Annotated in this window: 22 protein-coding genes; 12 read left to right on the plus strand and 10 right to left on the minus strand. The window is 36.6% G+C overall.

What is annotated here, in order from left to right; all coding sequences use genetic code 11:
* Positions 1-22: 22 nt before the first annotated feature.
* From DM558_RS06680 to DM558_RS06705, 6 genes are all read left to right on the plus strand, one after another.
* Positions 23-535, plus strand: coding sequence for a fimbrial protein (locus DM558_RS06680; protein WP_127162889.1), 513 nt, complete (start codon positions 23-25; stop codon positions 533-535).
* Positions 536-736: 201 nt separating this feature from the next.
* Positions 737-1,378 (plus strand): fimbrial biogenesis chaperone, encoded by a 642-nt coding sequence (locus tag DM558_RS06685; RefSeq protein WP_164731388.1) that lies wholly within the window; start codon positions 737-739, stop codon positions 1,376-1,378.
* 14 nt (positions 1,379-1,392) lie between these two features.
* A complete protein-coding gene (locus DM558_RS06690) occupies positions 1,393-3,984 on the plus strand; it encodes a fimbria/pilus outer membrane usher protein (protein WP_127162892.1) in 2,592 nt (863 codons plus the stop codon).
* Between the two features lie 55 nt (positions 3,985-4,039).
* Positions 4,040-5,311 (plus strand): fimbrial protein, encoded by a 1,272-nt coding sequence (locus DM558_RS06695; protein ID WP_228411836.1) that lies wholly within the window; start codon positions 4,040-4,042, stop codon positions 5,309-5,311.
* Between the two features lie 14 nt (positions 5,312-5,325).
* Positions 5,326-6,087: a fimbrial biogenesis chaperone gene (locus DM558_RS06700; protein ID WP_127162896.1), complete on the plus strand. Its 762-nt coding sequence runs from the start codon at positions 5,326-5,328 to the stop codon at positions 6,085-6,087.
* A 187-nt stretch (positions 6,088-6,274) separates the two neighbouring features.
* Entirely contained in the window at positions 6,275-6,640 is a 366-nt protein-coding gene (locus tag DM558_RS06705) for a hypothetical protein (RefSeq protein WP_127162898.1), read from the plus strand.
* Between the two features lie 151 nt (positions 6,641-6,791).
* On the opposite strand, the gene pgtP is transcribed toward DM558_RS06705, so the two are convergent.
* Complete coding sequence (gene pgtP / locus DM558_RS06710) at positions 6,792-8,174, minus strand: phosphoglycerate transporter PgtP (protein ID WP_127162900.1); 1,383 nt, start codon at positions 8,172-8,174, stop codon at positions 6,792-6,794.
* A 173-nt stretch (positions 8,175-8,347) separates the two neighbouring features.
* On the opposite strand from pgtP, the gene DM558_RS06715 reads away from it, so the two are divergent.
* Positions 8,348-8,866: a histidine phosphatase family protein gene (locus DM558_RS06715; RefSeq protein ID WP_127162902.1), complete on the plus strand. Its 519-nt coding sequence runs from the start codon at positions 8,348-8,350 to the stop codon at positions 8,864-8,866.
* A gap of 97 nt (positions 8,867-8,963) precedes the next feature.
* Here the strand turns inward: DM558_RS06715 and DM558_RS06720 are convergent, their stop codons facing one another.
* From DM558_RS06720 to DM558_RS06730, 3 genes are all read right to left on the minus strand, one after another.
* The gene (locus DM558_RS06720; protein ID WP_127162904.1) at positions 8,964-10,193 is read right to left on the minus strand and encodes a pyridoxal-phosphate-dependent aminotransferase family protein; all 1,230 of its coding nucleotides are present in this window, start codon (positions 10,191-10,193) and stop codon (positions 8,964-8,966) included.
* Between the two features lie 29 nt (positions 10,194-10,222).
* Entirely contained in the window at positions 10,223-11,146 is a 924-nt protein-coding gene (puuE, locus tag DM558_RS06725; RefSeq protein WP_228411854.1) for an allantoinase PuuE, read from the minus strand.
* Positions 11,147-11,224: 78 nt separating this feature from the next.
* A complete protein-coding gene (locus tag DM558_RS06730; protein WP_127162908.1) occupies positions 11,225-12,538 on the minus strand; it encodes an MFS transporter in 1,314 nt (437 codons plus the stop codon).
* 231 nt (positions 12,539-12,769) lie between these two features.
* Between DM558_RS06730 and DM558_RS06735 the strand changes: the two genes are divergently transcribed.
* Positions 12,770-13,444 carry a 4'-phosphopantetheinyl transferase family protein gene (locus tag DM558_RS06735; RefSeq protein WP_127162910.1) on the plus strand — a complete coding sequence of 225 codons (675 nt, stop codon included), beginning with the start codon at positions 12,770-12,772 and terminating at the stop codon, positions 13,442-13,444.
* Here the strand turns inward: DM558_RS06735 and DM558_RS06740 are convergent.
* From DM558_RS06740 to DM558_RS06750, 3 genes are all read right to left on the minus strand, one after another.
* Complete coding sequence (locus DM558_RS06740; RefSeq protein ID WP_127162912.1) at positions 13,441-14,094, minus strand: hypothetical protein; 654 nt, start codon at positions 14,092-14,094, stop codon at positions 13,441-13,443. The genes DM558_RS06735 and DM558_RS06740 overlap by 4 nt on opposite strands.
* Before the next feature lie 61 nt (positions 14,095-14,155).
* Complete coding sequence (locus DM558_RS06745; protein ID WP_127162914.1) at positions 14,156-15,016, minus strand: hypothetical protein; 861 nt, start codon at positions 15,014-15,016, stop codon at positions 14,156-14,158.
* A 3-nt stretch (positions 15,017-15,019) separates the two neighbouring features.
* Positions 15,020-17,353 carry a type VI secretion system Vgr family protein gene (locus DM558_RS06750; RefSeq protein ID WP_127162915.1) on the minus strand — a complete coding sequence of 778 codons (2,334 nt, stop codon included), beginning with the start codon at positions 17,351-17,353 and terminating at the stop codon, positions 15,020-15,022.
* Between the two features lie 644 nt (positions 17,354-17,997).
* On the opposite strand from DM558_RS06750, the gene hdeA reads away from it, so the two are divergent.
* From hdeA to DM558_RS06765, 3 genes are all read left to right on the plus strand, one after another.
* On the plus strand, positions 17,998-18,312 hold the full coding sequence (gene hdeA, locus DM558_RS06755) for an acid-activated periplasmic chaperone HdeA (protein WP_164731397.1): 315 nt from the start codon (positions 17,998-18,000) through the stop codon (positions 18,310-18,312).
* Between the two features lie 157 nt (positions 18,313-18,469).
* Complete coding sequence (locus tag DM558_RS06760; protein WP_127162919.1) at positions 18,470-18,922, plus strand: YaiI/YqxD family protein; 453 nt, start codon at positions 18,470-18,472, stop codon at positions 18,920-18,922.
* Positions 18,923-18,983: 61 nt separating this feature from the next.
* Positions 18,984-19,868 carry a glycosyltransferase family 2 protein gene (locus DM558_RS06765; protein WP_127162921.1) on the plus strand — a complete coding sequence of 295 codons (885 nt, stop codon included), beginning with the start codon at positions 18,984-18,986 and terminating at the stop codon, positions 19,866-19,868.
* A 32-nt stretch (positions 19,869-19,900) separates the two neighbouring features.
* Here DM558_RS06765 and rfbA read toward each other — a convergent pair whose 3' ends face one another.
* Positions 19,901-20,779, minus strand: a complete 879-nt coding sequence (gene rfbA / locus DM558_RS06770; protein WP_127162923.1) for a glucose-1-phosphate thymidylyltransferase RfbA — start codon at positions 20,777-20,779, stop codon at positions 19,901-19,903.
* Positions 20,780-20,898: 119 nt separating this feature from the next.
* Positions 20,899-22,545: an acetolactate synthase large subunit gene (locus DM558_RS06775; protein WP_127162925.1), complete on the minus strand. Its 1,647-nt coding sequence runs from the start codon at positions 22,543-22,545 to the stop codon at positions 20,899-20,901.
* Positions 22,546-22,793: 248 nt separating this feature from the next.
* On the opposite strand from DM558_RS06775, the gene DM558_RS06780 reads away from it, so the two are divergent.
* On the plus strand, positions 22,794-23,372 hold the full coding sequence (locus DM558_RS06780; protein ID WP_127162927.1) for a toxin-antitoxin system YwqK family antitoxin: 579 nt from the start codon (positions 22,794-22,796) through the stop codon (positions 23,370-23,372).
* A 368-nt stretch (positions 23,373-23,740) separates the two neighbouring features.
* Here DM558_RS06780 and DM558_RS06785 read toward each other — a convergent pair whose 3' ends face one another.
* Positions 23,741-24,610 (minus strand): toxin-antitoxin system YwqK family antitoxin, encoded by an 870-nt coding sequence (locus DM558_RS06785; protein ID WP_127162928.1) that lies wholly within the window; start codon positions 24,608-24,610, stop codon positions 23,741-23,743.
* Between the last annotated feature and the right edge of the window lie 98 nt (positions 24,611-24,708).

A 24,708-nucleotide genomic window follows, 5' to 3' on the forward strand; every position in this document is an offset into this window, starting at 1 on the left:
TTAGCTATTAAAGAGTATTTATATGAAGTATGTTATTTTAGCAAGTCTTTTTGCTTTGCCTATTGCTAGCTATGCACAACAAAGTAACGTGATTACTTTCAAAGGTCAGGTAGATGATGTAACTTGTACTGTAACAGTCAATGGTACAGCATCAACTCCTATTATTTTATTACAAACTGCAAAAACTTCGAATCTAGCTGCTGCTGGTAACACCGCTATGCCAACAGAGTTTGATCTTCAATTGACTGATTGTGGTGCAGCAAAAACTGCAACAGCTCAATTAATTGGTAACAACGTAACCACAAAGGGAAATCTTGGCAACACAGGTACAGCTACAAATGTATCTATTCAAATCGTAGATAATGGCACGCCTATCACATTTGTGGGTAGTACAGCGGTTCAAGCAGGTATAGATACTGCTCTTGCAAGTGGCTCTGGTACTATACCTTTAGTGGCACAATATTATGCGGAAGCAACAGGTGTAACTGCGGGTACAGTTCAAGCTACAATGCAGTATGCAGTAACTTACAAGTAATGGACTAAATGACAGACTATTAGATATTACTTATACCTTTTAATAGTCTGTTAATTTAGAAGATTACCTTTATTTTTATTGGTTGTACTGATGAATTAGTCGAGATATACAATGCATAGTAGTTGCTTAAAAAAGCTTATCGCGTCAATCATCCTTATTAGTAGTGTAACTTATAGCTCTTTCAGCCTAGCGACTGTCACCATGGTAGGTAATCGTATTATTTATCCTGCTGATGCTAAAGAAAGGATGTTACAGTTTTCTAACCCAGATAATATCCCATATATGGTTCAAGTCTGGACGGATATTAACACTCCAAATTCAAAACCTGAATCAGCTGATGGCCCATTCATCGCAACGCCACAGCTATTTAAAATTGAGTCAAATCAAGGTCAAGTAGTTCGATTAATGTTTAATAATAAACTGAGTCTGCCTACAGATAGGGAGTCTCTTTTTCACTTTAATTTTTTACAATTTCCAGGGGTAGATGACTCTCAGAAAGAACAAAATAAAATTGTTCTTCTGGTCACTAGTCGTTTGAAGATTTTTTACCGCCCCAAAAAACTTAGCCTTGCGCCAGAAGAAATATCAGAAAAAATTAAATTTAAACTTTCTAATAATAAATTAGAAGTACTTAATAATAGTCCGTACTATGCAACATTTGACAAAGTAGAGCTCTTAGACACTAACAAAAAAGTCATTACCACAGTTAAAAACCCACAGATGGTAGCCCCTTTTTCAAGTGATAGATGGTCAGCCCAAACACCTATGATGAATGCGGCAATAGTTAAATACTCTCTTATAAATGATTTCGGTGTTTCTATTAATTACCAATTTTCTCTTTAAGTATATAGTTTACGATGAAGAGCTTTGTTAAAGTAAAGTGCTATAAAACACTGTATCAGTCATTATCTATTTCAGTGTTTTTTATAGTTTATAGTTCTTCGCCACTTGCAGAAGATAAGGTAGTATCGTCCACAAAAAATTATTCTTTCGATGATTCCTTATTAAAAGGTTCAACATTTAACCTAGGTAATTTAAACAATTTTAATCAAGGAACAAAAGTTGACCCCGGTAGTTATAAGGTTGACTTATATATTAACAATCTATTCATAAAAACAACCGAAGTAACATTTATAAAAGATACAGCAACAAACAAAATAGAGCCTTGTTTTTCGTTAGATGAACTACTAGCGCTAGGTATTAAAAAATCATCCATTGATACTCCGTCGAATACAAATAAACAGAACTGTTTGGTTCTCGACTATGCTGTAAAAGGGGCAAGCTCTAACTTTATTTATTCAGAGTTTAAACTACAATTGCATATCCCTCAAATCTTACTTAACACCTTACCCCGAGGATATGTTAGCCCAGAGGCTTTAAACGAAGGGATTCCTGTTGCATTTGTTAATTATAATGCCAGTCAATATCACGTTAGTTATAAAGGGAATTCTAACCTAAAAAATGTTGATTCAACTTATATCAATATGAATATAGGCGCGAATTTAGGGTTATGGCGCTATAGACAACAAACTTTTTTTACTAAACAAAGCCACATGGGGAGTGATATAAAAACAACCAACCGCTATGTTCAACGTGCAATTTTACCATTACAAAGTGAATTGTTGATAGGTGAAAGCTTTACGACAGGGCAGTACTTCTCGGGCATCGGTTATAGAGGTATTTCATTAAAATCAGATGACCGCATGTTACCAGACTCACAACGTGGTTATGCTCCAACTATCCGCGGGATTGCTAAAACAAATGCTAATGTAGTTATTCGGCAAGGTAGAAATATCATTTACCAAATGACAGTACCTCCCGGTCCTTTTGAAATTAATGATCTTTATGCAACCAACTATGCAGGAGACTTGGACGTTACCGTAAACGAAGCAGACGGGACTGTTAATAGTTTCACAGTTCCTTACTCAGCAGTTCCAGACTCATTAAGACCTGGTGTTAGTCGCTACGATGTGACTATTGGTGAAACTCGCTTCGTTGGCGATAAAGATAAATTTATTGATGCTACTTATAGACGAGGGATCAGTAACTCCATCACTCTCAATACTGGTTTTAGAACCGCTGATGGTTATCAAGCGATTTTATTAGGTGGTGTTTACTCTAATGACCTGGGAGCCTTTGGCGTAACAACCACATTCTCACGCGCCAAAATATTAGGAAAAACAGAAACAGGCTGGATGTCTCGACTCTCTTATAGTCGTACTTTTGACCCGACCAACACAACATTGACTATCGCAAATTATCGCTATTCTACGTCGGGATACAGGGACTTAAATGATACATTAGGTTTAAGAAAAGCATACAAGACCAACACTGAATGGGACTCCTCAACTTATATGCAACGGTCACGTTTTGATGTATCGATTAATCAAAGCCTAGGAAATTATGGTAATCTATTTATTAATGGTGCTATTCAAGATTATTATGGCAATCGTAAACGTGACAAACAATTACAAGCCAGTTATTCCAAATCATTTAGTAATGGCTTAGCGGTTAATTTTTCTGTTACACGCAGTCAATATGGTTCTTATAACACTGGGGTAAGCTATCTTGACAACTACAATATATACCAGCAGTACAACATTCCAAAGAAATCTCAAACAACAACGATGGTTACCTTATCAATGCCTTTAGGTTATGGAAATAATGCTCCGTCATTGAGTACTTCCATAACAAAAGACTCTGAGTCTGGTGCCGATTTCCAAACATCATTAAATGGTACATTAGGCGAAAAACAAAACTCTAGTTATGGCGTGAGCTATTCTACGAATGATAGAGACCATATTGACACATGGAATGCTTCTTTCCAAACTCGCTTACCTGTCGCAACAGCATCTGTTTCAGCAGCAAATTCCGATAATTACTGGCAAGTTTCTCAAGGACTGCAAGGCTCTGTAGTACTTCATGAGGGTGGTATTACCTTAGGTCCTTACTTGGGAGAAACTTTTGGTATTGTTGAAGCAAAAGGTGCAGAAGGTGCAGAAGTTATTGGTGGACAAGGAGCAAAGATTAATCGATTTGGATATGCTGTAATCCCCTATTTAGCCCCTTATCGCTATAATAATGTGTTACTCTCACCGGAAGGCATGAACTCTTATGCTGAATTAGTCAGTAATCAGAAACAAGTTGCACCCTATGCAGGAGCAGCAGTTAAAGTCAAATTTAATACAACACTAGGCTATCCCGTTTTATTCACTTTTGACCAAACTGATAAAGATATTCCTATGGGAGCAACAGTCTATGACGTCAATGGGAAGAACGTAGGAATGGTAGGCCAAGGCAAACAAGCTTACACTAGACTTGAAGAACTAAACAGCAGACTAACTGTACGCTGGGGAGATAAAAAATCTCAACAATGCCAAGTCGATTACAATTTAAATGGACAAGACATCAACCAATATTTAATCATACTCAATGTACCTTGTATATGAGCCACTACTTATGATGCGACCAAACAGTTTAAATTTAATATTATTAATTTTTCTTATGAGTAGCCCAATATTAGGCCATGCCAGCTGTACTCGCAATGTTGCTGTTGCTGGTTATGATGGACAAGGTATGAATACAGGGCTTGGCAATATTAATGTCACTGACAATTACATTCAACCACCAGGCTCTATAATAGCCACATCTGTTGTCAATTATGCACCAGGCTACAGCTACCCCTCACCCGATACTGTTATTTATACTTGTGATCAAACAGATATCGGCAGTATTTATGAAATGTTCGCAACAAATGGGGATGATCTTTATGGTGGCTTTTATACTATAGGAACAGAAGATGGACTTAGTGGTTTTTATCAAAATAAAATTCATTACACAGGCATAAAACTTACTCATCTTAACAGTGGACAAGCTTTTTTAAGAACATGGCAACAATATCCAATTACCTCTTATTTAGTGGACGGTACTAAAATTAAAATTAGAGCTAAAGATTTTAGTGCTATAAAAGTTGAAATAGCAAAAGTGAGCTCAGATGGCTATACCAGTGGTGCTGTTTCTAATTACTGTGGAACAGGATGGCAAGCAGCTGGTTCTTACGCATGCACGCAACCTAATGGATACGTTATATTTAAAGGACCAGGCACGGGCTCCACACCAGCGATTGGTTCAGATTCAGCGACTAATTATCAGGGTTGGCCCACTCACTGGACTTCGATTGGCCTAGGAACTCCACCCAAAACAAATGTTACAATGAATACGACTTGTGTTGCTAGAAATGTAACCCCTACTATACTATTTCAAACAATGAGTGTAAATGATATAAACCAAGGAAAGACCGTAGAAAATAATATTTCAATAACTGTAGAGTGTAGTAATACAGTTCAGTCGGGGACTGCGAGCGGACAAACGGCTATAGGAATTCAAACCTCACTCGAGGCTTATCAAACGGCTCAATCACTGGGGTTAGTTAATGCACAAGGTGGCGTTAGTTACTTGCTATCTGATGGCTATGGCACCAATAGTATGATAGCGACCGGCGTTGGTATTGCATTAAAAGCACCTGATGGCCAAGACCTACCTTTTGTTGGATGGCAAAATTGCAATGGAAGTGGCAGTACAAGCACATGTCCTGGTGGACGAGATGCTGGATGGTATCCTATCTTGTCAGGAGCAACTAATGCAGGAAGCTCTTCTCAATCAGGTTATCAATATTTTACAACTCAATTCACGGCTATTTTGAAAAAAATCCCTAGTGAGACTGTTACTCCAGGAAGTGTTCAAGCAAAGGGATACGTATTAGTAAGAATACAATAACCTAATGTGATTATATGAAAATCGATTTCTCTTTTAAGATAGCAGCTCTTTTAGTACCAATAATATTATTTGATACATTGGCTTATGCAGGCATTATTCCAGAAAAAAAACGAATTATTTTTAAAAGTGATGAACAACAACAGGTTCTCTTAATTGCTAATACCAACGACTACCCTATTTTAATGCAAACATGGATCGATAACGGTAATACGCAGAATGTACCCAGCGCTACTGTGTCCCCTTTTATCATTACCCCTCCTATGTCCCGTTTAGTCGCAGGAGAAATAAAAGGATTACGTATCATCTACAACAAACAAAAAACACTACCTAATGATAAAGAATCCGCTTTTTGGATCAATTTATACGAAGTACCACCGACAAGTAAAGAAAATAAATTAGTTGATAATGTTACCGTGGCAATGAATACACAAATTAAGCTATTTTATAGGCCAACTCCGTTAGCGAATAAACCAGAAGAAAAAATACTCGTCACGCAACTAAGCTGTTATGGTAAAGCTTATAATCTAGAAATCACAGTCTCCTGTAAAAACCCAACCCCCTATTACATCTCCTTATCTAATATTGAATTAAATCTCTACAATCATACTTATCATAATGAAACACAATTAGATATGATGGTTCCCCCTTTTTCTGATAATAGCTATCGGATTAATGTTGACTCCAGCAACATTCCTCAACAAGTAAATGTTGAATACTCCTTTGTCGATGATAAGGGAGATGTCCATGGGCTTAAATCAACAATACGGATCGATTAATCGTTTATTTACATGAAAATTACCGCTACAACCTAACACTCCATTAGGCTAGGTGGCAATGAGCTCTATTTTCATGTATACAACAACAACCAAATATTTACACATTCTTTACCCAAGCTGTATTTTCTCTTTACACTTCTAGCGCTAATATATAAACACTTAAATTACAAAACAAAGGAATTACAAAATGAAAAAATTATTAGCTACCTCAGTTGCTGCTTTATTATCTTTAAGTGTTGCAGGTTATGCTTCTGCTCAAAGTACAGAACACCAACCAAACCAACAACAAGCCCCTCATACTCAACACATGAGCAAGCAAGATAAAGGAAATCAAGGTCAACAACATGAAGGCAAAAAACCAACTAGACATAACAACGCTGACAAAAACCAACAACATGATGGTAAAAAAGTAAACAAAGAACATAAAGGCCAAAATGTGAACAAAACACATAGAGCTGACAAGAACCAACAACATGATGGTAAGAATGCAAGCAAAAAACACAACGGCGAAGGTAAAAGACAACACCAATCAGATAACAGCAAATCTGAATAAAACTGATACTTTTTTCTGATCAATTGATCTTATCTTTTCTATAAAAATTTAGGCGAGGCAAACCAGTTACATTTTTATACTGTCACCCTCGCTCTAAATTTTTTTTAATTTCATATCAATAAATAGTTTCCCATCTCAAAATCATTGACATTTATTTAGCCATTTTTTGTTTTCTTTCCAACTCCAAAGCACCAAAATGAGAGAGAATACAAAAAATAATACAGCACACTGTACCGCCTAATAATAAATAAAAACCAATATCCCAATTGCCATTTGTTTGCTTCACAACAAACCCAAAAATACTGGTTCCTAAAGAAGCACCTAAAATATAGCTCATAAAGCCACGTAGACCTACAGCAGAACCTACCGCATAACTAGGAACAATTTCCATTGTTTGCACAGAAGCAAGAAATTGTGGAATATAAATCAAACAACCAACAATAGCAGCAAATGTTGTTACCATAAATAAAGAACTACTTTGCCAATAACCAATAATACAAAAGAAAATAAGTGACATAGCTAAAATAGCTAAAGGCATACGGCGCCCTTTAAAAAGCTTATCAGATAACCAACCTGCTAAAAGGGTAGAAGGTATTGCTGCCCACTCAAAACATAAGAAAGCAAAACTCATCTCTCCTTTAGAGAAATGTTTAACATCTGATAAATAGATAGGTAACCAGCTAATAACGCCAAAACGCACCATGTAGACAAAGACATCAACAAACGAAATAAACCATGCATTCTTATTAGGTAATACATACTTTACAAAAATTTGCCACGAACTCATATTAGCAACAGCAGAATTCAACTCCGTTTTAACCAGCTCATCGTCATCTTTTACTATTTCATTTAAAGAAGGTAAACCCTCTCCAACTGGGGACTCTTTACCCAAGCCCAATACAACAAATGCCATGATAATCGCAATAGCAGCCGGAACAACATAGCTCGCAATCCGCCAATAATCTTGTGGGTTATCATCCCCTGTCACAAATGCCAATGCTGCAAAGCCACCCGCAACAATCGGAGCAACAACCCCCCCCCCTACGTTATGAGAGATATTCCAAAAAGCACCAACACGCCCACGAATATTGCGAGGAAACCAATTAGCAATAGTAATAAATGAAGGCCCTACTCCCATCCCTTGGAATAAACCATTTAAGGCAACAAAAATAAAAAACATCCAAAAAGCAAAACTAAATCCTAACCCAATATTAACAATAGCACATAGAAATAAACCAACGGCCATAAATCTCTTAGGGCTCGCTTTATCTGAAAGGTTACTCATCACCCCTTTACTAATTCCATAAACGATAAGCATTAAACTGGTCAAAATACCAATTTCCTGAGTATCAAAGTGTAACTGATCTTTTAGATAGGGAGTTGATAACGTAAAGTTATTTCTAACAATATAATAAGAAAGATACCCTAAAAAAACACTTAGTAACGCCTGTATTTTATAGGTATTATAGGTTGTTTGGATCAACTGATCGGAAACTTTATCAGCTTTAAACTGCGGTTTTAAGAATGCAAACATAATTAGGCCTGCTTAGTTTTTGAATGATATAGTATTAGTAAATGTTTCAAGCAATTAGTTTAATATTCTGGAAAAAATTTATAAACTATCCATAATATTTAAATAAATATACTTGATATATTCAAACTTCTATCAAACATACCGCTTTAATTATTAAGTAAAGGTTTTTATTTATGCTACTTTTTATTCGTCATGGTGAAACTGATTTTAACCACAAAGGACTTTGGATGGGATGCACTGACATTGAACTTAATGAACGAGGCAGACAACAAGCACTTAATGCAGCAAAAGCTCTATCCGAAAAATCCATTGATGTTATTTTCACAAGCCCTTTAAAAAGAGCCTATATCACGGCCCAAACGATTGCTCATCAACAACTACACAAACCTCCCATTATCATCTTAAATGATTTAAGAGAACGTGGTTTTGGCATCTTAGAAGGAACCCCTCGAGACAAGCCACTAAATGATGATTTTGATAATATTGAGGGCGTAGAAAAGAAAGATACTCTTATAAAGCGGTTGACCACTGTGTTATCGAGTATTGAGAAAGATGCTCATAAAAACATACTTATTGTTTCACATGGGGGAGTCTTCCATTGCCTTACTCATGAGATGGGATACAGAAGTAATCCTTCGAGTGAGGGCACTCAAATTAGTAATTGCGAACCTGTAGAATTATTTAAAAAGTAATTTTTATTCGTCCTATTTACACCAATATCCAGTTATTAAAAAACCCAATACCTGAGTTATGCACGCAGATATTGGGTTATATTAAAAACTACATGGCTTATTGATAAACCTGCATAGCAGCATCAAACGCTGCACCTTGCGTTGTTTTAAAGCCAACACGATTTAAAACACTTTCTAAAGCTGTTAATGTTTCACATACACAGTCTTTTCTTGCGTTATATCCCATTGTACCTATACGCCAAATCTTGCCTTTTAAGGGGCCAAATGAGCTGCCTATTTCTATTGAGAAATCATTTAACAATAAGCTTCTTACTTCTTCGCCATCAATACCATCAGGAATATGAATACCTAGCACATTGTTCATTCTGTTTTTAAGGTCACCAAAGGGTTTTAATCCCATCGCTTCAATGCCTGCTAAAACAGCATCGCCATGTAATTTATGGCGTTTAATACTGTTATCAATTCCCTCTTCCAGTAGTAAACGTCCACATTCATACGCGGCAAAGAGCATACTGGTCGCTTCTGTATGATGATTTAGGCGTTCAGCACCCCAATAATCCATAATCATACCAAGATCAAAATAGTTAGAGTAAACCATCTCTTCTTGGCCTTGCTCATGATGGTCTGCCAAAATACCTTCTTCAATATGTTTACGGTGATTAATTTGCTCTACAATAGCATCGCTTAAAGTGATAGGTGAGCTTCCTGGTGGGCCCCCTAAACATTTTTGTAACCCTGTAGATACAGCATCTAAATGCCAAGCATCTGTCTCGAGTGGATTACCACCAAAAGAAGCTGTTGCATCTGTGTAAAAAAGCACACCATGACGTTTACAGATTTCCCCTAAGTCAGCCAACGGCTGTAACATCGTTGTTGAGGTATCACCTTGTACTGTAAGCAACATACGAGGTTTTATCTCTTTAATCGCTTTTTCTATTTGTTCTGGTTCAAACACTTCCCCCCAAGGGACTTCAATTTTATGCACCTCAGCACGGCACCGCTTAGCAATTTCACATAATAGTAAGCCAAAACGACCAAAAACGGGTACTAATACTTTATCATTAGGTTTAATCACTGACATAAAGATGGCTTCAATACCTGCTCTTGAAGTCCCATCTATTAATAATGTCCATTGATTTTTTGTCTTATAGAGCTCCCGATAAAGCGCCATAGTCTGGTTCATATAACCGGTCATTACAGGGTCATATTGTCCAACCAACTGATGGGACATCGCTTGCAATACTCTTGGATCGACATTAATAGGTCCTGGGCCCATGAGCAGTCGTCTGGGTGGATTGAGAGGGGGAAAGTTTACGGAATTTTTCATACTACACCTATTTAAATAACAAAATAAATCTACTTCTTATACGGATGATTCTTAAGCCAGTGGGTTGCAATATCCTGACGACGACATACCCACACCTTATCGTGTTGTTGAATATAATCTAAGAAACGCTGTAATGCCTTAAAACGACCAGGTCTACCTAATAACCGGCAATGCATACCTATCGACATCATTTTAGGTGACTCCTCACCTTCTGCATATAACACATCAAAACTATCTTTTAGATAAGTATAGAATTGTTCTGCAGTATTAAAGCCTTGGGGAGTAGCAAAACGCATATCGTTGGCATCTAATGTATAGGGAATGATTAAATGAGGCTTCTTTTCACCTGAGGATAGAGTAACCTCTGTCCAAAAAGGTAAATCATCGCCGTAATAATCACTATCAAATAAATAACCACCTTGCTCCACGACAAGGGCTCTTGTGTTTGGACTATCACGCCCTGTATACCAACCGATGGGAGCTTTACCAAAAAGCTCAATTAATGCTTGGGTAGCTAGCTGGACATGCTGCTTTTCTGTTTCAGGGCTGATTTGTTGATAATGTAACCAACGCCAACCATGACTGACCACATCGTAATCTGCTTCTTTAATCGCCTCAACGACCTTAGGATTTCTCGCCAAAGCCATTGCCACACCAAAAACGGTCATGGGTAACTTTCTTTTCTGAAACTCATTATGAATACGCCAAAACCCTACGCGAGAGCCATACTCATAAAGAGAATCCATAGAAAGATGACGATCAGGAAAACTATCGGCACCAATAATATCTGATAAAAAACGCTCAGAACCTGCATCACCATGCAACACGTTATTTTCAGAACCTTCTTCATAATTAAGAACGAACTGTACAGCAATACGGGCATTATTGGGCCAACAAGCATTGGGAACATCATTTGCATAACCCAACATATCCCGCGGATAATTTACATTAATTTCATCTAACACACTCATTTATCATCCCCTTACTCTTTCGTTCATTCAACTAGCTGAATCAAATAACGTTTAACTCAATTAGCAACTAAAATCACTATTTTTTGTTTCTTTAATTAGGAGCATGGCAATAAAACTAATCAACGAGGCAAAAGATACGTAATAGCCTACCCACAATAATCCACCCTCATTAACGAGATAATTCGCAACGATAGGCGCAATTGAAGCCCCCAAAATACCACCAATACTATAAGCAGCAGACGAGCCTGTATAACGTATGTTGATAGGAAATATTTCAGGTAATAGCGCCCCCATCGGTGCAAAAATAACCCCCATTAAAAATAACTCAATACATAAAAAGGCAAGCACTAAAAAGTTTGAATCACTCTCCATAAATGGAACCATGACCATACCCGATAAAATAGTTAAAATAAGTCCGATAATTAAAACAGGCTTACGTCCATATTTATCACTTAATAAAGCAGAAATAGGCGTCGCAACTGCCATAAACACGACGGCAATACATAAAAAACCTAAAAAAGTCTGATTGGCAATACCAAGGTGCTTTGTCCCAAATTGCAATAAGAAGGCCGTTGTAATATAAAATAATGTATAACAACCAACCATAGACAATGAACCTAGTGCTAATGTTGACCAGTGGCATTTAAACATTTCTAAAACAGGCACTTTAGGAGGATTATTTTTCTTTAATGCTTCTGTAAAAATAGGACTTTCTACTAGTTTTAAACGAATATATAAACCAATAACAACCAATAATGCACTAAATATAAAAGGTATCCGCCAGCCCCATGCTAAAAACTGCTCATTGGTTAATGTTAAAGCAATAATAAAGAATACGCCATTGGACATCAAAAAACCAACCGATGGTCCTAACTGAGGGAACATACCAAATAGCGCTCGCTTGTCTTCGGGGGCATTTTCTGTTGCCAGTAAAGCGGCACCGCCCCACTCTCCCCCAAGACCTAAACCTTGAGCTAATCGTAAAATACAAAGAAGAAATGGTGCCCAAAAACCAATGGCGGCATACCCTGGTAACAAGCCGATCAGCATTGTTGCTATACCCATCAGTATCAGCGAAAAGACTAATGTTGATTTACGTCCAATGCGATCACCAAAATGACCAAATAGCATTGCTCCAATTGGCCGTGCTACAAAAGCAATACCAAAGGTTGCAAACGATTGTAATATTTGAGCAGAAGGGGAACTACCAGGAAAAAATACAGGGCCTATGACAAGCGCCGCTGCAGTGGCGTAAATATAAAAATCATAAAACTCAATAGTTGTACCAATAAAGCTGGCCAAAGCCACACGGGATGTTGAATTAACAGGTTGATTACTATCACTTCCCTCGATAAAAGACTGTGTTTTATCCATTCAATTCTCCCTAAATTATTATTGATGTAAAAGACTATCTGCCTAAATATTGAAAGGTGACAATAATATTGCCTAACCTATTATTAAAGCAAGCACTAACTAAAAGTAATCTTATATTGATTATTTTTATAAGAAATAAATAAATCGTTTATAGCACTTGGCAACCCTTAAATTTAGAGACATACTATTAACCAAATTAAACCAAATGATAAAAACAGTCGATCACAAATAATGATCTATATCTATTGCACATGCGTCAATGAAATACAATGGTCAGAAATTCAGACGCAAGTAAATATTTTAAATATCACTGATCAAAAAGCTATTGCACAATACAAATTTGATAAAGATAAATGCCGTTCCCTCTTAGGGAAAATGCTGTTGCTTTATATTCTTAAGCATCATGAAAGCTATCACTCAAACCAACTTCCTCCCATTACTTATACAACTTATCGAAAACCTTTTATATCAACCATGCAAGGTTATTTTAATATTTCCCATGCAGCTGATTGGGTAGTGTGTGCTTACACACAGAAAGGAGATCTAGGTGTTGATATTGAAAAAGCAATCAGTATTGATATCCATGACTACAAAGCTGTCATGACACCAAATGAGTATTTCCGAGCAACTCATTCTAATAACTTTGATTTTTTTCAGTTATGGACATTGAAAGAAGCCATCATGAAAGCAGAGGGACTTGGATTTTATCTCCCCCCGACATCCTTTGAAGTCCCCTATCCCTTTAGCAACAATACGAATATTCACATTAATAAAGACTGGTTTCTGTTTAGCCAATGTTTTGAACAATACTATACATTATCCATCGCTTCATCATGCTTATTAAATGAACATCCTCAAGTTATCATTCAACCCATCGATCAACTCTTAGTTTCATCAAAAATTTAATTGCATGACTGTAAATCTTGATGTCCCTTTACATTCTTTATTAATATCTGCTTTTCTGTCTCTGGAATATTCATTTTTTGAATATCAGCTTCGTCTAAATCATAAAACATTTTTTGATCCAGCGTTTCTTGCTCTATCTTTTGTAGAAAAGCTTTATCTAGGGGATCCTTTTTATATTGCTGTTCATCAGGGGCAAAGAAATTATAAAACTTTTCTTTATAAAACTGTTGGTCAGCCTTCTCTATATTATATTGTGCAAAAAAATCATCTAACCTCATAACAGGCGGACTAACCTTTCGACCTTGTCGATTGTCACTCACCACGGGATAATACTCAATACGAATACCTGTGTCATCTTTCACCACATAAATCGTATTAATACGGTCCCAGCCACCACTTTCTCGATATAAATTCTCAAACTCAAGAAAGCCTACTTGTTCACCATAGGAAAAATAGATTTTATAAAACCAGACATCATGGTTGCTGAACGCCAATCGGTCACCTTTAAATAAAATCGTTTGTACTTTCGAGCAGGTATAAAGTGTTCCTGTTGGGTTAACTGATTCAATATTAACAACCATTTCCTTTAAAATGGGTCTATGCCCTTGTATTTTGAACTCGGGCTCTGATGAATCATTACTGACTAGCATATAAATCAACCTATCTAGGAGTATTAAGAAAAAAATGATGACAAAAATAATAATAAAATATTTAAATATGCGGGCGATGGTCATTAAAAACTCCTTGATGACTTTTTCGTATTTTACTACCATTTATATATGATAACATCGGCCTCGCTTTAGGAAACTCCTTTAACTCTTCACGAGTTAGGCTTGCAGCTGATTTCAGTCTAATACAAGTTGCAGCCCAACCTTCACTTAACAACCCACCCACCAGGTAAACAGGATTGTATGACCAACCAATCCCTACATTCCTATCCGTACTCGATACCCTATAATCAGGGAAAAAAGAGCCATAGGCAAAATTTGTTTGCCCCCATACTTCAACATTTTTGAAATTTTCAAGGTGTGATAACTTTTCGGCAAAACTATTCTGATACCAAGCAGATTGATTACCATATAAGACACACATAGCGCCTTCTTTTATCCAATTAAACTTAATCGCCGCCCATCCACTGATATTCATTTGATTAACTGCATTTATAGGGTCAACCGGTGGATAAACTATCGAATGATAAGAGATTGGACCATCTAAACCACAATAAGAAAAAATACCTACCTCACGGATTTTTGCTTTACCCTCATGCTCATTCATAATTTCATAGACACGCGTCCCTATGTCATGAATAGCTAACACAGGCAGTTTATATATTTTGTGTAGATCTTCAATATACCAAGGTGATTTTTCTATATTTCTTGCACGCGTATCAGCCGCTACTTTAAACATATCTCTATCGGTATAAAATAGACTCCCTTTATTACGTTCATCTACCCAAAATAATAATATTAACTCTTTGGGCCTACTAATTTTTTGTACTACGGTATGATTAGGTGTCTTCTCTAACATACCTTTAGTTAATTTTTCGTCCGTAGGTTCAGCATAAACTACCATTAATTAAGCCCCTGTATCCTCATCCAGTAACGCATGTATTTTTATTTCTGGTTGAGGTTGATCATCGTAAAACGTTTCTGTATAACCATCTTTATCCGTACGCCCCCTTCTGCTTGAGCCATCAGGCATATAAGCAATATAACTTGTATTACTATAAGGATGATCATGATCATCCGTTAATTGAAAACGTAAGTTATAAGTAGGCTTATCAATCAAACTGTTTGTTTTCTTTGAGTAAATCTTTTCAAACGGCTTCAATACAACAGCAGGTGCCGTAACTGCTGTGACAGCGTCTTGTTTAAATAATGGTGTTTGAGGAATGGCCAGACTCCCCGCCATAGGCACTCCACCCGTCCACACAGGCATAGTCATCCAAATACCTGCTGGATTAAGTACAATATGCTGCCCACCTGCTTTTAGCGTTAAAGACAAGCCGCCATCAATCACTATTTGCCCGCCTGACTTAAGGTGTATTTCTTGTCCTGCTTCAGTTGTCGTAATCGTGCCAACTGTTTTATGCTCAGCAAGCCCTACCTGAGTATAATCATTCGCTAGTACTTGGCTACGACGGTCTAAATCAGTGAGGTGATGCTCTTCTCCCTCAATTTTAGTATATCGATTCTTTACAATGGTTTCTGAATGCTCATTATTAACTTGTAAATGGCTATTGTTATTAACTTGAATTGTATGATTATTTTTAGTTAATTGATCATAGTCTTTTTGTGCCTGCACAAAAATTTGTTCTTTGTCCTTTTTATCTTCAATTCTAAACTCATTACTCCCTACGCCGCCTTTTGATGAAGATGTTTTAAAAACAGACTTCGTTTTATTAGCAGGTAACTCATAAGGCAGCTTATTAATGCCATTATGGATAGCGCCCGAAATAATGGGCTGATCTATATCTCCTTCGAGAAAATCCACCTTAACTTCCATGCCCACCCGAGGAATAACCACTGCACCATAACCATCATGAGCCCAATTGCTCGCCACACGAATCCAACAGCTAGAGTGCTCATTTTTAGGATTCAATCTATCCCAATGAAACAAAACCTTTACCCGGCCAAACTCATCACAAAAAATCTCTTCACCCTGTCCCCCTGTAACAACCGCTGTTTGACTACCTAATACTTGAGGCTTAGGATGTAAGCGTTGCGGTCGACAAGGGACATCTTTAGGCGTACTAATCAAGCAGTTTCTATAACCCTGCTGAAAATCATCAAAAGGAAACTGCAAACCATCATCAACAGGATGGTTATAGTATTTAAATAAATAATGCACATCTTTGATAACAGCTGCGACCTCACTTCCTAAGGCCTCCAATACTTGAGGTTGTCTACCTTGGTGATAAACTTGGTTAACAAGCCAATAATCAGAAGAGTCTAATGCATCCAGCTCAGGATAATTCGACAAAGAAAAACAATAACCACTCTTTAATAAAGGCACATCAGTATAAGCCTCTGCAAGTATCTGGCTTGCTTTTAAACGTTCTATCTCTATTTTTGCATAATGTTCCCCTCTAGCCACATTTAAGTGGCGTTGAGGATAATCATAAAACTCAAGCTTTGGTTCTATAGCATGATTAGCCTTATCGCTTTGTGTTCCCTCTGCGATGCCCTCAGGAATTTTCATGTTTTGAAAATTATAATTTCGAAAACTAGCCTTAGTTGTTGTTGCCGTTAAACCAATAGAAAAACTTTTAAAGACGGGGCTATCAGCAACATTTCCTGTACTGGGTCTGTACTCAAAAACCTCATCATACTGGCCAAAAAAGCTATTGGCGTCACTCAACACCATCAGATGAGAATCGTTGGCGTGTTGATAGTAGATATTTATCCCTTCTTCTTCACAAAGACGATAGATAAAATCTGCATCAGACTCTTTATATTGGCAACAAAACTCTCTTTTGGGATAATCCTCTTTAAACATTAAAGAAAAATCTATCCCTTGCTGCAAACCATGCTCATTTAATAAAGCACATACAATCTCAGGAACACTTTGATTAATGAATGCTCGTTGATTAAAACGGTGATGAAGATTCATAAAACGTGAAGATAAAATAACTTTAAATAAGCTATAATCTTTACCTATTGCTCCACGTTTTACAGCAACAATGACACCATGTACACCTGCTTTTTTGTCTGAGGTAAAAGATAAGCAAGCTTTTTTACCTAATAGTTTTGTGATATCGTAACGAATATGATTACTGACTAAAGTAATTTCAAATACATATTCTGTATTTAACGCTTCGATGCCATCAAAAGCTAATACTTGCAACTTATTATTAGCAAGATTTTCTATATCAAAATAAAAATGCGTCTCGTTAGCAGAGTCAAACATCCACTTTACTCCTCCGCGCTATCTTGCCAATTTATATATAGCAATATATTGATTAAAAGAAGACTTGGAATAAAACTATAAGCAAAGAATATTGATAACAAGCTTGTTATATTATAATTTGCAATGAAAAGTTGTGATTAATAAGCCACTAAGCTTTCAAAAAAATCCCAATTGATGCTGCTAAATTTAGCATTTAACTAGGAGACACCACAACAAAAAGAGATATAGACCAATGTCTAATTCACAACCAATAAAAAAATTTTCTAATTTAAAATCATTAAGATAAAAAAATATAAAATATATCTAAACTATTCAAAACGAAAACTTTAACATCAACTAAAAATAATACAACATATAATCACCCCACATCATCAATAGTATTAAATGAACAACTTTTTGTAATTTATTTATCACTATTTATGATAATCAATCACCTTATAGTTAAAAAATAAGAAATACTTTGCTTAAACACTTCAATTTTTCAAATAATTAATGGTTAAATACTGTTACAAGTCTTGCGTTTAGACCATCGGATAATTTCTTTAATTGAGTCAATGATAAAGAATAAAAAAATCTTAATCAGCATGCAATTATGTATTTGCTTAAGATTGAAAGCACTATTACATCTATTAGAGGAATTCTTCATGAAAAAAGCGATTATTATGGCATCAGCAATTGTATTATCTTCTTTAAGCTATGTATCAGCAGCCACTGCGCCAACTGCTGCAACTAAACCTGTTCAATCATGGACTTGCCAAGACTTTCTTGATTTAAGTGAAACTTACAGACCAACTGCGGTTGGAGTAGTACAAGTGATTAATGAGAAAAAACATACTGATAAAGATTATCTAGATATTGATGGCCTTGAAACAATTACGCCATCTGTTGTTACTATATGCACTGCAAACCCAAAAGCATCACTTCCTAAAGCAGTTAAACAAGCCGCAGCGAAGAAATAAGACGCTACTAAAGGCATATAATCAACCACATTATATGCCTTTTTCTTTTCTCAATTACTGTCCCTCTTCTATTTATTAATTATTAACATTCCTAATAATAAGCATTAATACCATACAATATAATGTTATAATGCTCATTTTAGCCAGATAAAATTGTATGCAGATTTGGATCGATGCCGACGCCTGCCCCAAAGTAGCCAAAGAACTTATTTTTAAGTTTGCCCATAAACGTAATTTACAAGTGGTTATGGTTGCAGGGCAATCTCAAATAAAACCTATCTATCAATGGGTATCTTTAATCGTTGTTCCTACAGGAATGGATGCAGCTGATGACTATTTAGTTGAGCATGCCAAAGCCAATGATTTGGTTATTTGTAGCGATATTCCCCTTGCTGATCGTTTAATCAAAAAGCAAGTGGCTGTTCTACACCCTAAAGGAAATGAATTCACACAAGAAAACATGTCACAAACGCTGGCTATGCGTAACCTCTTTACCGAACTTAGAGAGCAAGGCCAAATTACCTCTCAGCAGGCTAGCTATGGCGCAAAAGATAAACAAAATTTTGCCAATGCACTGGATAGATTACTCACAAGGCTCGCCGCTAAATAGTTTATTGCTAATAGATCATGTATAATTCTCGCCTTTAAAACCAAACTGGCTTTATTATTAAATGAATACTCAAACCTTACCGCTTGTTACTGTTATTATCTCCTCCTATAACCATGCTCAATATATAGAAGAGACAATAAAAAGTGTCATCAATCAAACTTACCAACACATTGAGTTATTGGTAATCGATGATGGTTCAACCGACAACAGTGTTTATCTATTAACAACGCTGCAAAAAGAGTTTGGTTTTGATCTGCTTATTCAAGAAAACAAAGGCTTATCAAGAACCCTCAATGAAGCCATCGACCGCGCCAAAGGAGAATATATTATCCCTTTCGGTTCTGATGACATCATGTTACCTGAGCGTATTACGACTCAAATAGCTTATATTACCGATAAACCAGAAGTGGGTATCTGTGCAGGGAATATGGATCTCATTGACAGTAATAGCCAACTTCTTCCAGAAGAGAAACAAAAACATCGCTATATCCCTTTCAGACGGCTAGATTTTAATGACGTATTTTTAGATAGAAAACCAGGCGCAATGGCTGCGACATTAATGTTTAGAAAAGAGGCTCTGCAAAAGGTTGGAGGGTTTGACCCCACCATCAGATTAGAAGACCTTTATATTATGCTAGCAATTACCCATGCAGGGTATTTTATGGATGTATTGCCTGATGTTATTTCGCTTTATCGCCAACATCCAACCAATACTTATAAAAACTTACCTTTCATGTTTGAAAACAGCTGTAAAACTTATGAACGCTTTAAAGACAGCCCACACTATGAAGAAGTATTGATGAAAATGTGTAATTCGATGTTCTTAAAAAGCGCCTCTCGCAATAAAGAATTAGCCAAACGTATCCTTAAACAAATTCCTTATAAATATTGGAATAAAAAGACGGTTAGAGGGCTACTTAGGTTGTGGTTTAGCCGAACAAAATAAAAGGGAAGTTAACTTCCCTTTTGGCATAAATTTTATACTTCTTGCAAAAGTTTTTTCAAATATTCGCCATAGTGCGTTTTAGATAATTGATTCGCTTTTTTCTCTAGTTGCTCTGCGCTAATCCAACCTTTCACAAAGGCAATTTCTTCTAAACAAGCAATTTTAGCATCTTGACGTTTCTCAAGGGTATAAACGTATTGGCTAGCTTCCAATAAAGAGTCATGTGTACCACTGTCTAACCAAGCAAAGCCACGTCCCAACAATTTAACATCTAACGTTTGCTGCTCAAGATAAACACAATTCACATCCGTGATCTCTAACTCACCACGAGGAGAAGGTTTAATATTTTTGGCAATATTAATGACATTGTTGTCGTAAAAATAAAGACCTGTCACAGCATAATTAGACTTAGGTTTTGCAGGCTTTTCTTCAATGCTTAAAACCTTACCTGTTGAATCAAAGTCAACCACACCAAAACGTTTAGGGTCTGAAACATGATAACCAAAAACCGTAGCACCTACCTGCTTCTCATTGGCTTGCTTTAGGCTTACAGAAAAGTTAGCACCATGAAAAATATTATCACCTAAAATTAAACAACAAGGATCATTTCCAATGAACTTTTCGCCAATAATAAATGCTTGTGCTAAACCGTCTGGTGATGGTTGCTCAGCGTACTCAATATTTAATCCTAACTCACTACCATCACCAAAAATTCGCTCAAAGAAGGGTAAATCCGTAGGGGTAGAAATAATCAATATATCTTGAATATCCGCCAGCATCAGTGTAGACATCGGATAGTAGATCATTGGTTTATCATAAACAGGTAATAACTGCTTTGATACGCCTAATGTTATAGGATGCAATCTCGTGCCTGATCCACCCGCTAAAATAATACCCTTTCTTCTTCCCATCTCACGGCCTATTCTGTATTTTAAAATGTGATAATACCTTATTATATAAAACTTCTCTTATTATTGCAGTGCTTTCATAAAAAAACCGCCAACAGGCGGTTTCTTATTATGATACAAAATTAAATCTTAGCACTAAGCTCTTTAATTTTATGGTTTAAAATATGATCATTTTCACTGTAATCAACAGGGCAATCAATCACATGTACACCAGGTTCATTTAAGCATTTTTGTACCAATGATGCAAATTCTGCCGCGCTATTTACACGATGTCCGGAAGCACCATAGCTTTCTGCATATTTTACAAAATCAGGATTACCATACGTTAAACCAAAATCGTCAAAATGCATATTTGATTGTTTCCAACGAATCATACCATAAGCATCATCACGCAAAATAATGACAACAAGGTGAAGACCTAAACGTACAGCTGTTTCTAATTCTTGGCTATTCATCATAAAACCACCATCACCACAAACAGCAACGATAGGTATATCTGGATGCACTAAACGTGCCGCCATCGCAGAAGGAAGGCCTGCGCCCATCGTAGCCAATGCGTTATCTAATAACACTGTATTTGGCATATGTGCTTTATAATTACGAGCAAACCAAATCTTATAAACGCCATTATCCAACGTTACAATACCATCTGCTGGCATAATATTACGTAAATCTGCGACTAATCGTTGTGGGTACATCGGGAAACGATCATCATCGGCACCTATTCTTAAGTAGGCCTCATTGGCTTCACGAATCGTTAATAAACGTGAAAAATCCCATGTTGGTTGCACAATAATTTCTTGTTTAATTTGCCATATAGCATTAGCAATATCGCCCACTACCTCAATTTGAGGGAAATAAACAGGATCCACTTCTGCCGAACGGAAGTTAATATGAATAACTTCTGTTCCACCACGCACCATGAAGAATGGAGGCTTTTCAATAACATCATGGCCTACATTAATAATTAAATCGGCAGACTCTAATGCCTTATGTACAAAATCACCCGATGACAATGCGGCGTTACCAAGAAAACGAGGATGACTTTCATCAACCACACCTTTCCCCATTTGCGTTGTGACAAAAGGAATGCCTGTTTTTTCAATTAATTGGTATAAAACTCGCGCTGTCATCTTACGATTAGCGCCAGCACCAATGACTAACACAGGGCTTTTCGCCGCTTCCATTTTAGAGACAGCTGCACGAATTGCCTTCCCTTCAGCTAATGGTCGACGCGTTAAGCTAGCAGGAATCGGGGTGTTATCTGTCTCATCTTCAGCCACATCTTCTGGTAGCTCTAAATGAACTGCACCTGGCTTTTCTTCCTCTGCTAAACGAACCGCCTCGCGTATTCTTGAAGGGATATTATCTGCAGACGCCAACTGATGGGTAAATTTTGTTAAAGGCGACATCATGCCCACAACATCTAATATCTGAAAACGGCCTTGTTTAGAATGTCTAATAGGCTTTTGCCCAGTAATCATTAATAATGGCATACCACCTAAATAAGCATATGCCCCTGCCGTTACAAGATTTGTTGCTCCCGGCCCTAATGTTGATAAACACACGCCAACTTTTCCCGTCAAACGCCCATAGGTAGCAGCCATAAAACCAGCAGACTGTTCATGACGGGTCAAAATTAATTCAATTTGTTTTGAGCGTGATAAAGAGTCTAGTAGATCAAGATTCTCTTCACCAGGAATACCAAAGATATATTTAACACCTTCACTTTCAAGGCATTGTACAACAAGATCAGAGGCTTTAGTCATTAATGATTACCTTTGTAAAATTTACTACAGCGGACGTAGAGAGTAGCTTACCAAAAACTAGCTAAAGTCATAATAATGCAATAGCCACGGGTATTTGTCTATAGATAATTAATTTATATAATTATAGAGTAGCTTATTATAAAAGAGTTCGTTTTAAATGATAAAAATTATTATCTTACTTAGATTGGATTTACTACTTCTATCACTTATACTAAAGCACTTTAATGCTTAGCCAATGAATGAATGCCATGATAAAATCGGCAACTTATAAAGCCTACCTCTGTTGTTTGTTATTAAATAGTTACAGCTTAGCTTTTGCTAGTCATACTGTTGATGCAATACCAGTATCAATAGAACAAACAACCACAGCCATTGGCGTAGGAAAGATCGTGGCAGAAAATGCATTGATCTATCGGAAAATTATTGAAATAACAAGTGATCAACAGTTCAAAGTACAAAACTTTTATAAGCATACTCACCATAAACAATCTGACATTCTTACTATTAAAAACCGTAATAAACTTACAACATTTCAAGAGCTCCAATTTTATAACCTAAGAAATCTAATGTTCGATGGTGATCTGACTCTATGGTTTGATAATGGTAATAAATCGATGAGCGTCAAAATTAATCAAGGCAATGCTGATGGCCCTTTCAATACTTATTATATAACAGGCGATAAGGAAATTGAGGGATATTACTACGCTGGGAGACCAGATGGGCTTTGGAGATTTTGGACACAAGAAGGCAAGTTAGACAAACAAGTGTATTACCAACAAGGTATCATACATTGGCAAAAAAGCAGTATTCAAATACAGGAGCTTTGATTTTTCTTTGAAGAATACACTCTCGAAAAAAGGCTACTTTTGGTTACCTCTCCTATCAGGAACACTATCAGCAACAATACTCTTTGTACTATTGCTTTATTTTGATTGGTTAAATATATTGACGTACTTACTCATCCCTTTCTTTAGTGGATTTATCTGCCTCAGCTTCGCCGATAAAACTATACAACAAGATAGGCTATGCAACATATGTTTACCATGGGCTGCTCTCGTCTTACTTGTGCCTTTTAGCTACTGGAAAGTTAAATTATTAATAATTACAATATTTCCTCTTGCGAGCTTTGGCGGCTTACTTGCAAGTTATTTTTTTCTACGCAACAAAAACAAGGACGATTAAAAACAACAACTCATCAAAACATTTCTTCCCCTACTGGTATTCCTTTTTGGTATAAAACACTTTTTAGTTTATTTCCTTTGTCATCCCAATAAATCCAAGTACCATCCTGTAAATTAGCTGCATAATTACCTTCAGCCCATTTTTTACCTGCAGTATAGTAAGTCCATAAATTTTCACGCTTACTGGCCACATACTCGCCCTCAGATATTTTTTCACCCTTACTATTCCAAATAATCCAAAGGCCATTTAATAATCCCTTATTATAAATGCCTACCGCCTGTTGTTGGCCATTTTCAAACCAGCGAGAAAAAGCACCATTCAATAAGCCCTTCTCATAATTTGCTTGTAACTTTAACTGGCCACTCTCGTACCACTCACTCCAACTACCAGACTTTTTACCATTAACATAAGCGCCTTTCATTTTAGATGTTCCATTACTGTACCATGCTTGAAAAGCACCATCGAGCACGCCTATAGTCTTATAAAAAGCCTCTGACTGCTTTTGGCCATTTTGGTACCACGTTATATAAGGGCCTTTAATGGTTTTTAGAAAACCAGAGTTTTTAACATCATAAATACTACTCACCAACACAGGGTCTGACTGCTTACGACCAGTTTCTGTAAAAAAATCTTGAACAAGAAAGAAGTTTTCCTCTTCCATTCCAATAAATTTACGATAATAACCATCTGGTGTTTTTTCATCGATGGGTATCCAATAACGACTAAAAAAACCAACGATACTACCTTCTTTTAGTGGTGGGTTCATAATCGTTTCAGCAATAGGCTTTTCATCTGTCGTGTTTGGCACGTCCCCAGCCCATACGGTTGCCGTTCCTAGCACCATAGACAGCATAAAACTAAAAAAAACAGACTTCCTCAACATCTAGATATCCTTTAAAATCACCTATACCTCATATAATACCTCAATTGTACCATAAGGAAATGAAGATTTTTCCTAAAAAAAAGGGACTTATTGTATAA

It is taken from the genome of Entomomonas moraniae, from assembly GCF_003991975.1.
In the GTDB taxonomy this organism is placed as follows: Bacteria; Pseudomonadota; Gammaproteobacteria; order Pseudomonadales; family Pseudomonadaceae; genus Entomomonas; species Entomomonas moraniae.

Coding starts and splice junctions, on each gene's coding strand:
- DM558_RS06680 (WP_127162889.1), top strand. CDS start 23: ATGAAGTATGTTATTTTAGCAAGTCTTTTTGCTTTGCCTATTGCTAGC.
- DM558_RS06685 (WP_164731388.1), top strand. CDS start 737: ATGGTAGGTAATCGTATTATTTATCCTGCTGATGCTAAAGAAAGGATG.
- DM558_RS06690 (WP_127162892.1), top strand. CDS start 1,393: ATGAAGAGCTTTGTTAAAGTAAAGTGCTATAAAACACTGTATCAGTCA.
- DM558_RS06695 (WP_228411836.1), top strand. CDS start 4,040: ATGAGTAGCCCAATATTAGGCCATGCCAGCTGTACTCGCAATGTTGCT.
- DM558_RS06700 (WP_127162896.1), top strand. CDS start 5,326: ATGAAAATCGATTTCTCTTTTAAGATAGCAGCTCTTTTAGTACCAATA.
- DM558_RS06705 (WP_127162898.1), top strand. CDS start 6,275: ATGAAAAAATTATTAGCTACCTCAGTTGCTGCTTTATTATCTTTAAGT.
- pgtP (WP_127162900.1), bottom strand. CDS start 8,174: ATGTTTGCATTCTTAAAACCGCAGTTTAAAGCTGATAAAGTTTCCGAT.
- DM558_RS06715 (WP_127162902.1), top strand. CDS start 8,348: ATGCTACTTTTTATTCGTCATGGTGAAACTGATTTTAACCACAAAGGA.
- DM558_RS06720 (WP_127162904.1), bottom strand. CDS start 10,193: ATGAAAAATTCCGTAAACTTTCCCCCTCTCAATCCACCCAGACGACTG.
- DM558_RS06730 (WP_127162908.1), bottom strand. CDS start 12,538: ATGGATAAAACACAGTCTTTTATCGAGGGAAGTGATAGTAATCAACCT.
- DM558_RS06735 (WP_127162910.1), top strand. CDS start 12,770: ATGATCTATATCTATTGCACATGCGTCAATGAAATACAATGGTCAGAA.
- DM558_RS06740 (WP_127162912.1), bottom strand. CDS start 14,094: ATGCTAGTCAGTAATGATTCATCAGAGCCCGAGTTCAAAATACAAGGG.
- DM558_RS06745 (WP_127162914.1), bottom strand. CDS start 15,016: ATGGTAGTTTATGCTGAACCTACGGACGAAAAATTAACTAAAGGTATG.
- DM558_RS06750 (WP_127162915.1), bottom strand. CDS start 17,353: ATGTTTGACTCTGCTAACGAGACGCATTTTTATTTTGATATAGAAAAT.
- hdeA (WP_164731397.1), top strand. CDS start 17,998: ATGAAAAAAGCGATTATTATGGCATCAGCAATTGTATTATCTTCTTTA.
- DM558_RS06760 (WP_127162919.1), top strand. CDS start 18,470: ATGCAGATTTGGATCGATGCCGACGCCTGCCCCAAAGTAGCCAAAGAA.
- DM558_RS06765 (WP_127162921.1), top strand. CDS start 18,984: ATGAATACTCAAACCTTACCGCTTGTTACTGTTATTATCTCCTCCTAT.
- rfbA (WP_127162923.1), bottom strand. CDS start 20,779: ATGGGAAGAAGAAAGGGTATTATTTTAGCGGGTGGATCAGGCACGAGA.
- DM558_RS06775 (WP_127162925.1), bottom strand. CDS start 22,545: ATGACTAAAGCCTCTGATCTTGTTGTACAATGCCTTGAAAGTGAAGGT.
- DM558_RS06780 (WP_127162927.1), top strand. CDS start 22,794: ATGATAAAATCGGCAACTTATAAAGCCTACCTCTGTTGTTTGTTATTA.
- DM558_RS06785 (WP_127162928.1), bottom strand. CDS start 24,610: ATGTTGAGGAAGTCTGTTTTTTTTAGTTTTATGCTGTCTATGGTGCTA.